Source organism: Streptococcus sp. SCPM-O-B-23252 (M501) (genome assembly GCF_058200355.1).
Genome location: NZ_JBYQGS010000006.1, coordinates 1 through 14,384 on the forward strand (window position 1 = coordinate 1; position 14,384 = coordinate 14,384).

12 protein-coding genes are annotated in these 14,384 nt (G+C 43.3%); 11 read left to right on the forward strand and 1 reads right to left on the reverse strand.

Annotation, left to right across the window (positions count from 1 at the left end; all coding sequences use genetic code 11):
• Positions 1 to 1,072: collagen binding domain-containing protein (locus AC3E6G_RS09160; protein ID WP_490700856.1), on the reverse strand; the 1,072-nt coding region annotated here is incomplete at its 3' end.
• Between the two features lie 328 nt (positions 1,073 to 1,400).
• Here AC3E6G_RS09160 and asnA point away from each other — a divergent pair.
• The 11 genes from asnA (at position 1,401) to AC3E6G_RS09215 (ending at position 14,066) form a co-directional block, all read left to right on the forward strand.
• Positions 1,401 to 2,393, forward strand: coding sequence for an aspartate--ammonia ligase (gene asnA, locus AC3E6G_RS09165; protein WP_048692049.1), 993 nt, complete (start codon positions 1,401 to 1,403; stop codon positions 2,391 to 2,393).
• A 190-nt stretch (positions 2,394 to 2,583) separates the two neighbouring features.
• Positions 2,584 to 3,858 carry a histidine--tRNA ligase gene (gene hisS, locus AC3E6G_RS09170; RefSeq protein WP_048692046.1) on the forward strand — a complete coding sequence of 425 codons (1,275 nt, stop codon included), beginning with the start codon at positions 2,584 to 2,586 and terminating at the stop codon, positions 3,856 to 3,858.
• A gap of 563 nt (positions 3,859 to 4,421) precedes the next feature.
• Positions 4,422 to 6,203: an MFS transporter gene (locus AC3E6G_RS09175; protein WP_490700851.1), complete on the forward strand. Its 1,782-nt coding sequence runs from the start codon at positions 4,422 to 4,424 to the stop codon at positions 6,201 to 6,203.
• 125 nt (positions 6,204 to 6,328) lie between these two features.
• Positions 6,329 to 8,539, forward strand: a complete 2,211-nt coding sequence (gene nrdD / locus AC3E6G_RS09180; protein WP_048690589.1) for an anaerobic ribonucleoside-triphosphate reductase — start codon at positions 6,329 to 6,331, stop codon at positions 8,537 to 8,539.
• Positions 8,540 to 8,551: 12 nt separating this feature from the next.
• Positions 8,552 to 8,692: a hypothetical protein gene (locus AC3E6G_RS09185; protein ID WP_125330069.1), complete on the forward strand. Its 141-nt coding sequence runs from the start codon at positions 8,552 to 8,554 to the stop codon at positions 8,690 to 8,692.
• Between the two features lie 43 nt (positions 8,693 to 8,735).
• Entirely contained in the window at positions 8,736 to 9,236 is a 501-nt protein-coding gene (locus AC3E6G_RS09190) for a GNAT family N-acetyltransferase (protein ID WP_048690585.1), read from the forward strand.
• Between the two features lie 9 nt (positions 9,237 to 9,245).
• The gene (locus AC3E6G_RS09195) at positions 9,246 to 9,764 is read left to right on the forward strand and encodes a GNAT family N-acetyltransferase (RefSeq protein WP_048690583.1); all 519 of its coding nucleotides are present in this window, start codon (positions 9,246 to 9,248) and stop codon (positions 9,762 to 9,764) included.
• Complete coding sequence (gene nrdG, locus AC3E6G_RS09200) at positions 9,761 to 10,351, forward strand: anaerobic ribonucleoside-triphosphate reductase activating protein (RefSeq protein ID WP_048690582.1); 591 nt, start codon at positions 9,761 to 9,763, stop codon at positions 10,349 to 10,351. The genes AC3E6G_RS09195 and nrdG overlap by 4 nt, the downstream gene beginning before the upstream one ends.
• A 195-nt stretch (positions 10,352 to 10,546) precedes the next feature.
• Positions 10,547 to 12,031 (forward strand): threonine synthase, encoded by a 1,485-nt coding sequence (gene thrC, locus AC3E6G_RS09205; RefSeq protein WP_490700852.1) that lies wholly within the window; start codon positions 10,547 to 10,549, stop codon positions 12,029 to 12,031.
• A gap of 122 nt (positions 12,032 to 12,153) precedes the next feature.
• The gene (locus AC3E6G_RS09210) at positions 12,154 to 13,437 is read left to right on the forward strand and encodes an MATE family efflux transporter (RefSeq protein WP_490700853.1); all 1,284 of its coding nucleotides are present in this window, start codon (positions 12,154 to 12,156) and stop codon (positions 13,435 to 13,437) included.
• Between the two features lie 5 nt (positions 13,438 to 13,442).
• Positions 13,443 to 14,066 carry an HAD-IA family hydrolase gene (locus tag AC3E6G_RS09215; protein ID WP_125336258.1) on the forward strand — a complete coding sequence of 208 codons (624 nt, stop codon included), beginning with the start codon at positions 13,443 to 13,445 and terminating at the stop codon, positions 14,064 to 14,066.
• The last annotated feature ends 318 nt before the right edge of the window (positions 14,067 to 14,384 follow it).

The window sequence follows — 14,384 nt, forward strand, 5'->3', positions numbered from 1 at the left end:
TCGTTGTAGTTGTAGGTTCCTCTGTGGTTGTTGTAGTTGTTGTGGTAGTTGGTTCCGGAGTTGTAGTGGTTGTAGTTTTATCACCATCAACACCACCATCTGCTCGAATATTTGATACAGAAGAATTCTTTTCTATGGCCACAACAGCTGCTTCGCCTTTTATACGATACCAGGCTTGGCTATGGTTTTCAAATTTAGCTTGATCAGGATTTGTTACTTTTGTTTTATATATAACTGTGAAACCTGTTAGTACGGCGTCTTCTTGAGGAATTTTAATTGAAATTTTTCCAGTTTGCGCATCTGCAGTAAATTGAGCATTAGGGAAATCCTTTAAGAAGTTTGTAATCGCATCAGATCCACTATAGTAACCCGACTTTTTACCTGTTACGATAATCATCCAACTATCTGTTTTTAAAGTGTGGCCTGGCTGAATTTGATCTTCAACGCGTACTTCATCATCAACATCCACCTTCATATTATTGATATTTAAGCTCCATAGAATATGATCGGGATCGTTAGCTTTCATGTCCCCGGCCTTTAAGTAAAATGGTGCAGAGGACTTTCCAGTAGCTACTTTCTTGACGGAAATCTCTACAGTTTTTGTCCCACTCGTGATACGAAAACTACCAGTGTGTTCTTTCTCAGTATTTGTTTCGTTGTGGGCTTCGATTTCAAACTCCCCCCAACCACGAATGTTTTCAAGATTTGTGATTCCGTCATTAAAGGTCACTTTGGCTTCTCCATCAGTGATTACCATATCTCCTACATACGTACCTTCAATCGTTAATTTAATGGTTTTCTTAAATCCAGCTCCATGAATTGTTCCTGAATCTGGCCAAGTTACTTGGAGGGTATCTCCTGACTTAATTTTTTGAGCATGCTCGTCAAAAGTGAATTTAACAGTTGTTTGGCCTCCGTTATACAATTCGTTTGATGAAACAGTTAATGAGCTGACATTATTGCTAACATCAGCTGCTTGCACCACTTTTTTTGGAGTGATGAGAATTAGTAGTAACGGTAAAAACGCAATAAATAGAAGCTTAGGCAGTTGTCCCTTAAAAATTCTTTTCATTTTTTCCAATATATCTCCTAAATTTTTAAAATCATTGTTTGTGTCAAGTACACGTTATAGGACTTTTTGAAAATTATTTAAAGATTCTCCTTCCTAAAGTTTTTAGTTATAAAACAATCCTATGTAGTGAATTATATCACAAGGCATACCAGATTTCAATACTATAACTTTGATTATTTAAATTAAATAGTAGAAATATCTTAATGTGTTGTGCATCAAATATCAGATAATTGGAATTGACTCTTAAATAAATTGTCGAAAACGGTAAGTATTGCTTTTTCTCTAAAAAAGCGTATAATCAAAATCATACTATTTAAAGGGAGTCTCTATGAAGAAGAGTTTTATTCACCAACAAGAAGAAATTTCATTTGTAAAAACAACGTTTACTCAATATTTGAAAGACAAACTAGAAGTCGTTGAGGTTCAAGGTCCAATCTTAAGCAAGGTAGGAGATGGGATGCAGGACAACCTATCCGGAGTGGAAAACCCTGTCTCTGTAAAGGTCTTACAAATTCCTAATGAAACTTATGAAGTGGTTCATTCCCTTGCAAAATGGAAGCGTCATACCTTGGCGCGGTTTGGCTTTGGGGAAGGGGAAGGTCTCTTCGTCCATATGAAGGCTCTTCGTCCAGATGAAGATTCTTTGGATGCAACCCACTCAGTTTATGTCGACCAATGGGACTGGGAAAAGGTCATTCCAAATGGGAGCCGTAACCTAGCTTACTTGAAGGAAACAGTTGAAAAAATCTACAAGGCCATTCGTTTGACGGAGTTAGCAGTTGAAGCTCGCTATGATATTGAATCGATCCTGCCGAAGCAAATCACCTTTATCCACACAGAAGAGTTGGTAGAGCGTTATCCTGACTTGACACCGAAAGAACGGGAAAATGCCATCACCAAAGAATATGGAGCTGTCTTTTTGATTGGGATTGGTGGCGTCTTATCAGATGGCAAACCACACGATGGACGGGCACCAGACTATGACGACTGGACAACAGAAACCGAAAATGGCTACAAGGGCTTAAACGGGGATATCCTTGTTTGGAATGATAACCTAGGGGCGGCATTCGAATTATCTTCTATGGGGATTCGGGTTGATGAAGACACCCTCAAGCGCCAGGTTGCTATTACAGGAGATCAAGATCGTTTAGAATTGGAATGGCACCGCGCGCTCTTGAATGGCCTCTTTCCACTAACTATAGGAGGTGGGATCGGTCAATCGCGGATGGCTATGTTCTTGCTTCGTAAGAAACATATCGGAGAAGTCCAAACCAGCGTCTGGCCGCAGGAAGTTCGCGAACAATATGAAAATATCTTATAAAATAGTTGAAAGTAAAGAAACGAAAGAAATCGAGCCTTGCATGTGATGCGGGCTCTATTTTTAAGGGCTGGAGAAGTTACCTTTTTCTATTCCTGATAGGCTTGTAGACTGATTTTATCGCTTGAGCACTGTCACGGACTATAAATTATGATAGAATAAATAGTACAAAGCAAGCAAAGGAGTGGTGTCTATGAAATTACAAAAACCAAAAGGAACCCAAGATATCCTGCCACAGGAATCCGCTAAGTGGCAATATGTAGAAGGATTTGCTCGCGAAACCTTTAAAAAATACAATTACGCAGAAATCCGAACACCTATTTTTGAACATTACGAGGTCATTAGTCGTTCGGTAGGGGATACAACGGATATCGTGACCAAGGAGATGTACGACTTCTATGACAAGGGTGATCGTCATATTACTTTGCGTCCGGAAGGGACAGCACCAGTGGTCCGCTCCTATGTTGAAAATAAACTCTTTGCACCAGAGGTTCAAAAACCAAGCAAGGTCTATTATATCGGCCCTATGTTCCGTTATGAGCGTCCTCAGGCTGGCCGTTTGCGTCAGTTCCACCAGATTGGCGTAGAATGCTTTGGATCTAGCAATCCTGCAACAGACGTTGAGACGATTGCCATGGCTGACCAATTCTTCAAAGAGATTGGCATTGAAAATGTCGTCCTCCACTTGAATACCCTTGGTAGCACCGCTAGTCGGGCAGCTTATCGTCAAGCTTTGATCGACTACCTCCTTCCAATGAAGGACCAACTTTCAAAAGATAGCCAACGTCGTCTAGAGGAAAATCCGCTCCGCGTCTTGGACTCAAAAGAAAAAGAAGACAAGCAAGCGGTTGAGAATGCTCCATCTATCCTGGACTATTTAGACGAAGAAAGCCAGGCACACTTTGATGCCGTACGGGCTATGCTAGACGGTCTCGGAATTGACTATGTCATCGATACCAATATGGTACGTGGCCTAGACTACTATAACCACACTATTTTTGAGTTCGTGACAGAAGTAGATGGGAATGAGTTGACCGTTTGTGCGGGTGGTCGTTACGATGGCTTGGTAGAATATTTTGGTGGACCAGAAACGCCAGGTTTCGGTTTTGGGATGGGACTTGAGCGTCTCTTGTTGATCCTCGATAAACAAGGAGTTGAGCTTCCTGTTGAGACATCGTTGGATGTCTACATTGCTGTGTTAGGTTTAGAAGCAGAAGTAGCCGCTTTGGAATTGGTTCAGGCCCTTCGTCGTCAAGGCTTCATCGCAGAACGTGATTACCTAGGCCGTAAGTTGAAGGCTCAGTTCAAGTCAGCTGACGTCTTTGGGGCCAAAACCATCATTGCTCTTGGTGGTAGCGAGGTTGAAAGTGGGCAAATCACCGTCAAAAACAACCAGACTCGCCAGGAAGTGACCACGTCCATCGAAGAAGTAAAAAATGATTTTCAGACTATTTTGAATCAACTATAAAAAGAAAAGACGGATGCCGAGAAGGTATCGGTCTCAGATTGAAGGAAAAATTCTTAGAAACTTTCCTTAGGTGAGTACGGACGTCAGCGAACTTCGTAGAAGTTCGCTGACTTATTAAGATACAAAGGGCGTCTGCGGATAAAGTCAAAATAGGAAGTTTGACGCAGAATCTTTAGATTCTAGGAGAACTTATCTTTTTGACACAATCCGCAGCCTGTGTTCAATTCGTTTTGAACCCCCTCGCTCTTTAATTTCCGGGCTCAGGCTAAAACAGTTTCCCAAACTGTTTTACTCCCAAAACTCCCGAGTACTTGAAAAAATGGTGTTTCAAGCATTTTTCTCACAGCGGAAAGTTTCAGAGATTCTTAAATGACTCAAAGTAATAGAAGTCAATTTTTTGAAAAATTATCTAGCTATTTTAAGTAAAAAATAGTCTGTCTTTTTTGTCTGTCCTCTATTTTCTCCTTGTGGAGAAAGCTGACAGTTGGGTCCATTTTTGATATACTAGTAGGGTATGCATGTGCTCTCAAGCACTTGCAAGTCTAGTAAAGGAAAAACAAAGTATGAGTGAGAAAGAAAAAGAATCGCATAAACTTGGCTTAAGTGTCGGGTCCAGTTTTCAAAATACTCAAGAGCTACGAAAGGTATTGGAACAATCGATTAGTCGGGAAGAAGAAGTTTTGACAGCTAGTCAACCGGTGGAATCAGAGCAGAACCAGGAAGAGAGCCAGGCTGCTGGAGAAGCGATGGAAACAGAAGCTTCGGCCGGAACTCTAAGTCGCCTATCACGATCTGGTCATCGTCGCAAAGAGAAGGTTGAAGCGAGATCGAAAGACCAAGAGGATGTAGAAGAGTCGTTAGAAGACCAAGAAGATGAAAAGTCGTTGGGGCGCTACGCCACTAAGCGACCAGTTCCCTTGTCACTACCAATTGCTTTTAGTGTCCTACTTGGGCTGGTTCATGTAGCCCTTCCTTTTATCAACTTACTGGCGACCAATCAACAAACCCAGGACTTATATGCCGGTTGGGCAATGTCTCAAGGTCAAGTTCCCTATGGTCATTTCTTTGGGGTCAATGGTTTGCTCTACTACGGAATCAGCGCTTTAGGAAGTTTGGTAGGAGGTCAAGTTCTCCTGGTGGTCTTCCAGATTTTAGCCTACTTTTTTGCTGGGACGAGCCTGTATCGGATGGTCAGAAGCTTAGTTGCAAGTGAAAAAATTGCAGGACAAGTTCAGCTACTCTTCTACCTTCTTGCTGGAGTGCTTGGATTTGGCGGCAATTACGCTGTCTTTTACGCCCTGCCCTTCCTATTTGGCTCTATGAATTTCATTCTCGCTTATCTAGAGGGTGAGAAAACAGATGAATCCTTTGTCGCTTATGGCGCAGGAGCCTGTTTGGCCTTTATGATGGTGCCATGGCTGAGTGTGATTTTTTATCTGCTTGCTTTTCTTGGATTGACAGCCTATCATGTGAAGCAAAAGAAATTTGCCCACGGCTTCTATCAATTCCTTGCTGCCCTCTTGGGTTTCTCTCTTGTCTTTTATCCCTTAGGCTACATCACCGTGTGGAACGGCTCTTTTGGATATGCGATTCATCAGACCTTGTATAGTCTTCGCTCCCTCCAGTTTGATGCGGGGCACCTATTTGCCAACTTAGTTTATTACTGTTTATTGCTGTTAACGCTTGGTTTTGCTTCAGCTTTCGTCATGTCCTTCCGAAAAGTATCGACAAGTGGTCAACGTTTGATCCGGTTTATGAGTTGGTTTGGTCTTCCGCTAGTTGTTGCAATTGTGGTTGGTACACCAGAGCAAGGGGCCTATCAGTTACTTAGCTTGTTACCTTTTGGTCTTCCCTTATTCGCTCTTTGGTTTGCCGGGGATGAGTCCACTTATCAGCGCCGGAAGATGAAGAATAATTCTATCTGGGAGCTTTATTTCTCCAGTCAAGCCTTCCTACCGATCTTAGCAATAGGTTATTTAGTTGGGTATCCAGTTGTGAATCAATTGGTTCTCCAAAACAACCTAGCGAGTGAACGAAGTACGATTGCCCACTATATCAAGAGTCATAGTGATTCCAAGGATACCATATATGCTTGGGATCAGACGGCCCATCTCTATCAGGAAAGTGGTCGCTTGGCCGCTTCAGCCCTTCTAACTCCGACAGCCTATCTGGGGCCGAAGGAAAACCGAACTAATCTGACGAATCAGATTAAGCAAGACAAGCCGAAGTTTATTGTGGTCAATAAGGACCTAGATGTAACGTCTGCTATGCAAAAGGTTTTAACCCAAAGTTATGAAAAAGTGAACCAGCAGGGTTCGCATTACACCTTGTACCAATATAAATAGACTATCAATATCTTGTGGTTTGAAAATGAAATGACATTTTTTGACACAAGATATTGATTTTTTATTTTTGAGTGATATAATATGGAGTGAATTCTATTTGTATAAAAAAGAAAGTGGGCGAGCTTATGATAACGTTACGAGAAGAGCATATCCAAAGTCTCCCCCAACTCTTTGTAGAAAAGAGAGATGGGCGGAAGGTCAAGTTTGATGTCGATAAAATTTACCGTGCTTTGGTCAAAGCGACAGAAGAAGTGACCGGTCTCACTCCGGCCTTGGAAGCGAAATTAGAAACCGTAACAGACCGGATTGTGGCTGAAATTTTGGAACGCTTCCCTCGTGGCGTAAAAATTTACGAGATTCAAAATGTCGTTGAGCATGAGTTGTTGCAAGCCAATGAATATGCGATTGCCGAGAGCTATATTACCTATCGCACGCAGCGTGATTTTGAGCGCTCAAAGGCAACGGATATCAACTTTACCATCGGCAAGCTCCTCAACAAGGACCAAGCTGTCGTTAATGAAAATGCCAATAAGGACAGCGATGTTTTTAATACCCAGCGCGATTTGACAGCAGGAATTGTCGGCAAGTCTATTGGTCTTAAAATGTTGCCCAAACACGTAGCCAATGCCCACCAAAAAGGGGATATCCACTACCATGATTTGGACTATAGCCCTTACACTCCGATGACCAACTGTTGTTTGATCGATTTTGAAGGCATGCTGCGCAATGGTTTTAAGATTGGGAATGCAGAAGTAGAAAGTCCCAAGTCCATCCAAACTGCAACGGCACAGATCTCGCAAATCATTGCCAATGTAGCCTCTAGCCAGTATGGCGGTTGCTCAGCTGACCGGATCGACGAAGTCTTGGCTCCTTATGCAGAAAAGAATTATCAGAAGCACTTGAAAGATGCAGAGGAGTGGGTTCTCCCTGAAAAACGCGAGGACTATGCTTGGAGCAAGACTCAAAAAGATATCTATGATGCCATGCAATCCTTGGAGTACGAGATCAATACCCTCTTTACCTCAAATGGGCAAACGCCCTTTACTTCGCTGGGCTTTGGGCTTGGAACCAATCGCTTCGAACGGGAAATTCAAAAGGCCATTCTGGAAATTCGAATCAAAGGACTTGGTTCAGAACACCGGACCGCTATTTTCCCTAAGTTGATTTTTAGTTTAAAAAGAGGCCTCAACTTAGAACCAGGTAGTCCCAACTACGACATCAAGCAGTTGGCCTTGGAATGTGCGACCAAACGCATGTATCCAGACGTTTTGTCTTATGACAAAATTGTTGAGTTGACGGGCTCCTTCAAGGTGCCCATGGGATGTCGTTCTTTCCTTCAAGGTTGGAAGGATGAAAATGGTGTGGAAGTCAATTCTGGTCGGATGAACCTAGGGGTTGTGACAGTCAATCTCCCTCGGATTGCCTTGGAGTCAGAAGGGAATAAAGAAAAGTTCTGGGAAATTTTTAATGAGCGGATGAACATCGCGGAAGATGCTTTGATCTATCGGGTAGAGCGGACCAAGGAAGCGACTCCAGCCAATGCCCCAATTCTCTACCAATATGGCGCTTTTGGGAAGCGTTTGGGTAAATATGCCCAGGTAGACCAGCTCTTCCGTCATCGCAGAGCAACCATTTCACTCGGCTATATTGGATTGTATGAAGTAGCGACTGTCTTTTATGGTCCAAATTGGGAAGAAAATCCAGAAGCCAAACAATTTACAATCGAAATCATTAAGGATATGAAGAAACGGGTCGAAGAATGGTCCGACCAATATGACTACCACTTCTCAATCTATTCGACGCCATCAGAAAGTTTGACAGACCGCTTCTGTCGCCTGGATACGGAGAAATTTGGGAAGGTTCCGGATATCACAGACAAGGAATACTACACCAATAGTTTCCACTACGATGTCCGCAAGAACCCAACCCCATTTGAGAAGCTGGATTTTGAAAAAGTCTATCCAGAAGCTGGGGCGACTGGTGGTTTCATCCACTATTGTGAATACCCTGTGCTCCAACAAAATCCAAAAGCCCTTGAGGCGGTTTGGGATTATGCTTATGACAGGGTTGGTTATCTCGGAACCAATACCCCAATTGACCGTTGCTATAAGTGTGACTTTGAAGGAGACTTCACGCCAACCGAGCGGGGCTTCACCTGTCCTAATTGTGGCAATAGCGATCCGAAAACAGTTGATGTGGTTAAAAGGACCTGTGGCTATCTTGGAAACCCACAAGCTCGCCCCATGGTCAATGGTCGTCATAAGGAAATCGCTGCGCGGGTCAAACACATGAATGGGTCCACGATCAAATCAGCTGGACACCAAGTGACAGATTAGAAAAGGAAGATTATGGGAAAATACCAACTAGACGATAAGGGCAAGGCCCAGGTTCAACGATTCCACGAAAAGCATTCGACAGGCGGAATCAATAAAAAAGACCGAGTAGCCAGCCTAAGAGAGCAATTTTTAAAAAAGACTAAGAAAAAATAAAAGTGAGAGTTCGCTCTCGCTTTTCTCGTATGAGGAGGTAAAGATGGAATTACGCAGACCAACTCTAGCAGATAAAGAAACTGTATTAGACATGATGGCAGAGTTTGAAGCGAATCAATCAGCTCACGATGGCGGATTTTGGGATGCTGAGAACTTTGACTACGAAGAGTGGTTGGAGACAAATATGCAAAAAGAAATGGGAATAAATTTGCCTGAAAATCGTGTTCCATCAATTCAGTACGTATTGTTTGATAAATCAGGCCATGCTTTAGGTTTTTTGAATCTACGGCTGAGACTAAATGAGGGGTTGCTGAATTATGCTGGTCATATCGGCTATAGTATCCGTCCCTCTGCGCGTGGGCAAGGATTGGCAAAAGAGCAGCTGCGGCAAGGCTTGCAAGTAGCCAAAAGTAAAAATATCAAACGTGCTTTAGTGACTTGTGATAGTGACAATGCTGCCAGTCGAGCAGTGATTCTGACTAATGGCGGAGCTTTAGAGGATGTTCGAGGCGGGAAAGAGCGCTATTGGATTGATTTAGATTGAGGAAAGTTTATGAAGTTACAACGACCAACTTTAGAAGATAAAGACGCGATTTTAGAGATGATTACTGAGTTCGATGCTGCAAAATCCTATATGCACGGTGGCATGGGCTCCACTTGGAAGCGAGCAAAGGATTTTGCGGATTGGTTGCGAATTGTAGAGCAGCAGGAGGATACTGAGAATCTGCCAGAATGCTGGGTTCCTACCATTCAATTTTTATCCTTTGATGAGACTGGCTACCCTCTGGGCTTTTTAGCCCTGCGCTTGTCCTTGAATGACAAATTATTTGTAGAGGGTGGTCACATTGGCTATTCCATCCGGCCCAGTCAACGCAGAAAGGGCTTGGCTAAGTTGCAGCTAGAGCTAGGACTAGCAGAGGCTCGAAAACAAGGACTAGAACGAGTGCTGATTACCTGTGATGAAGACAACGAAGCTAGCCGTCGCACGATTCTATCTGCTGGCGGTGTTTACGAAAATACAATCGACAGAAGTCAGCGCTACTGGATAGAGTTAGATGGGGAGGTGTCATGAACAATCCCAAACCTCAAGAATGGAAAAGTGAAGAACTGAGTCAAGGGCGCATCATCGACTATAAGGCTTTTAACTTTGTGGATGGCGAAGGAGTACGCAACTCCCTCTATGTAGCAGGTTGCATGTTTCACTGTGAGGGCTGTTACAATGTAGCCACCTGGTCTTTCAACGCAGGCATTCCCTACACCAAAGAGTTGGAAGAGCAGATCATGGCCGATCTGGCCCAACCCTATGTTCAGGGCTTGACCTTGCTTGGGGGGGAACCCTTTCTCAACACTGGCATCCTGCTGCCCTTGGTCAAGCGGGTGAAAAGAGAATTGCCCGACAAAGATATCTGGTCTTGGACCGGCTACACCTGGGAAGAAATGATGCTGGAGACGCCGGACAAATTGGAGCTACTTTCGCTGATTGATATTCTGGTGGATGGTCGCTATGATAAGAGCAAGCGCAACCTGATGTTGCAGTTTCGTGGCTCTTCCAACCAGCGGATCATTGATGTTCAAAAATCCCTCAAAGAAGGAAAAGTCGTCATCTGGGACAAGCTCAATGATGGCAAGGACTCCTATGAACAAGTGAAAAGAGAGTAGCCAGAGTCGGAGGGCATATAAATTGATGAAGAGAGGTTTTTCGTTGATTTTCAGTTTGCAAGCAGTGGGCTCTTTTTTCAGACAATTTCATTCTCACTGACAAAATTCACAAGAATTCATGGTATAATGGAATAGATTGTACGAAAGTTAGAGGAGTCTAATTCGTATCTTAAGGAACAGAATGAGGAAATGTACATGACATTAGTTTATCAATCAACGCGTGATGCGAAAAATGCCGTAACAGCCAGCCAGGCGATTTTGCAAGGTTTAGCAACAGATGGAGGCTTATTTACTCCAGTGAGTTATCCAAAGGTGGACTTGGATTTTGACACATTAAAAGATGCTTCTTATCAAGAGGTAGCTAAACTTGTCTTGTCAGCCTTCTTGGATGACTTTACAGCTGAAGAGTTGGACTACTGTATCACCAATGCCTATGACAGCAAGTTTGATACACCAGCTATTGCCCCTCTTGTCAAACTTGATGGTCAATACAACTTGGAATTGTTCCACGGTTCAACCATCGCATTTAAAGACATGGCCTTGTCGATCTTGCCTTACTTCATGACGACAGCTGCTAAGAAACACGGCTTGGAAAACAAAATTGTTATCTTGACAGCGACATCTGGTGACACTGGGAAAGCTGCTATGGCAGGGTTCGCGGATGTTCCAGGTACTGAAATTATCGTCTTTTATCCAAAAGACGGTGTCAGCAAGGTGCAAGAGTTGCAAATGACCACTCAAACGGGCGAAAATACCCATGTCATCGCCATTGATGGAAACTTTGACGATGCTCAGACAAATGTGAAGCATATGTTCAATGATGTGGCCCTCCGTGAAAAATTGGCAGCCAACAAGCTCCAGTTCTCATCAGCTAACTCTATGAATATTGGTCGTTTGGTCCCACAGATTGTTTATTATGTTTATGCCTACGCTCAACTTATTAAAACTGGCGAGATTAATACTGGTGACAAGGTTAACTTCACTGTACCGACAGGAAACTTCGGAAATATCTTGGCGGCATTTTATGCTAAGCAAATCGGCCTACCAGTCGGTAAGTTGATTTGTGCTTCAAATGACAACAATGTCTTGACAGACTTCTTTAAGACTCGTGTCTATGACAAGAAGCGTGAGTTTAAGGTAACCACTAGCCCATCTATGGATATCTTAGTGTCTTCAAACTTGGAGCGTCTCATTTTCCATCTTTTGGGAAATGATGCGGTTAAGACAGCTGAACTCATGACTGCCTTGAATACGCAAGGTCAGTATGAATTGACAGATTTTGATGAAGAAATCCTTGACCTTTTTGCAGCCGAGTATGCGACAGAAGCAGAAACAGCAGCAGAAATCAAGCGTGTTTATGAGTCAGATGCTTATATTGAGGACCCTCATACAGCAGTTGCTTCAGCAGTTTATAAAAAATACCAAGTAGCGACAGGCGATGCGGCCAAGACCGTAATTGCATCAACAGCTAGTCCTTACAAATTCCCAGTGGTTGCGGTGGAAGCTGTAACAGGGAAATCAGGTTTGAGAGACTTTGAAGCCTTGGCTCAATTACATGAAATCTCAGGTGTAGCCTTGCCACCAGCAGTGGATGGTCTCGAAACTGCTCCAGTTCGTCACAAGACAACTGTTGCAGCAACAGATATGCAGGCTGCAGTTGAAGCCTATTTGGGATTGTAAGTGGGAGTCCCAAAATTAGAAAGCAGAAGTCTCTAGGACTTGACTGAATAAATCTCACAATAGTTCTACAAGCAGAACTCAGTTAGGCAACTAGCTGAGTTTCTTTTCATCAGGAGGAAAGTGTGTCACGTCAACAACAAGTAGATCGACAAATTTTAAGAATTGCCCTTCCAGCCATCGGAGAGAACTTTCTCCAAATGCTCATGGGTATGGTAGATAGCTACTTGGTTGCTCAGTTGGGTTTAGTAGCTGTATCGGGTGTATCCGTTGCAGGCAATATCATTACGATTTACCAAGCTATTTTTATCGCTCTTGGAGCAGCGGTCGTGAGTCTCTTGTCCAAAAGTATGGGACAAAAAGATCAGAAAGCCATAGCTCGTCAGGCGACTGAATCTATTAAAGTCACGGTTTTATTAAGTTGTATCTTGGGGGTCTTATCCCTCTGCTTTGGCAAGGAATTGATTGCCCTCTTGGGGGTTGAAGTAGCGGTTGCAGAAGCCGGAGGAATTTATTTATCCCTTGTCGGAGGAAGTATTTTGCTTTTAGGTCTGATGACTACCTTGGGAGCCCTAGTCCGTGTGGTCCATAACCCGCGACTACCCATGTATGTCAGTTTGTTGACCAATGTTTTGAATGCTCTATTATCGAGCATCTTGATCTTTGTTTTTGGGCTGGGCATCGCCGGGGCTGCCTTAGGAACGGTTCTCTCTCGCTTATTAGGGGCTTTCTTGCTCTGGCGTCAGGTTCAACTTCCCTTTGCTCCTTTTCGTTGGGGCTTGGATCGAGACTTGCTGTCCTTAGCTTTGCCTGCTGCTGGTGAACGCCTCATGATGCGAGCAGGGGATATTGTTATCATTGCCATGGTGGCCGTTTTTGGTACTAGAGCGGTAGCTGGGAATGCTATTGGGGAAGTCTTGACCCAGTTCAACTATATGCCGGCCTTTGGAATTGCGACAGCGACGGTCATGTTAGTCGCCAAAAGTTTGGGACAGAATGATTTACAAGGGATAAAGCAAATCACCAGTCGGAGTTTTTGGATTTCCTTTCTCTCCATGCTCCCCCTCGCCCTTACCATCTTCTTGTTTGGAAGTCCTTTAACAGCCCTTTACACTAAGGATCCAGGAGCCCTTGCTGCCTCCTTATCCGTCATTTTGTTCTCCTTACTTGGAACGCCTCTGACAGCTGGGACAGTCATCTATACCGCGGTCTGGCAAGGTCTGGGTAACGCCCGCCTTCCTTTTTATGCGACAACGATCGGCATGTGGGTGATTCGGATTGGCACAGGTTATCTGATGGGGGTTAGCCTCGGTTGGGGCTTGCCAGGGATTTGGGCAGGTACCCTCTTGGACAATGGTTTTCGCTGGTTTTTCTTAAAAACACTCTATCATCGGAAATGGAAGGAATAAAATGTATGACACGAGCTTTTATTTGGGATTTGGATGGAACTCTTTTGGATTCTTATGAAGCTATTTTAGATGGGATTGCTGAGACCTATGCCCATTACTCTTTGGACTTTGATCGAGAAGCGGTCCATGCCTTTATCCTTCAACAATCTGTCCAGGTACTTCTTGAAGAAGTGGCTAGAGAACATGGTTTGGATGCGGAGGAGATGAATAGTTATCGTGCTTCTAGCTTGCGTGAGAAAAACGCCCAAGTGCATCTGATGCCAGGAGCTAGAGACATTCTAGCTTGGGCTAAAGAGGAAGGGATTGTCCAATTCGTCTATACCCACAAGGGGAAGAATGCTTATCCAATTCTGGAAGATCTAGGGATCTTATCCTATTTTCAAGAGATTGTCACAACGGACAATGGCTTTAGGAGAAAACCAGATCCAGAAGGAGTCGATTATCTAGTGGATAAGTATCAACTGGATCGGAGTGAGACCTATTATATTGGAGATCGAACTCTGGATGTTGATTTGGCAGACAATGCAGGAATCGGGAGTATTAATTTTTTGGATTACAAGCCGGATGTCAATCATGCGATTCGTCATTTGGATGACATTCGCCTCTATTTTGAAGAAGAAAAAAGTTAACTTATTTAACAAAGCTAGGCTTCTTTGTTGCTGGAATGGCGCTATGAAAAGAATCCGTAAACAATTTGTTTTGGAAATGAAATAATTCCTTAAGAAATCTTTAAGATAAATCCGATATAATAAAACCATAAACAAAGACCTCCTAACTTTGTTTATGAAATCCTAAAACTTTTCTTTTTCATAATAATCTCCCTAAAAGGCCACCAAATCCGGTGGTCTTTTACTTTGCTTTTCTTAGGAGGAAATTATTTCGTTTGAGGTAAGCAAATTTATTGCTTCGATTTTTTAAAATGATATACTTGATAAATCAATTATTGA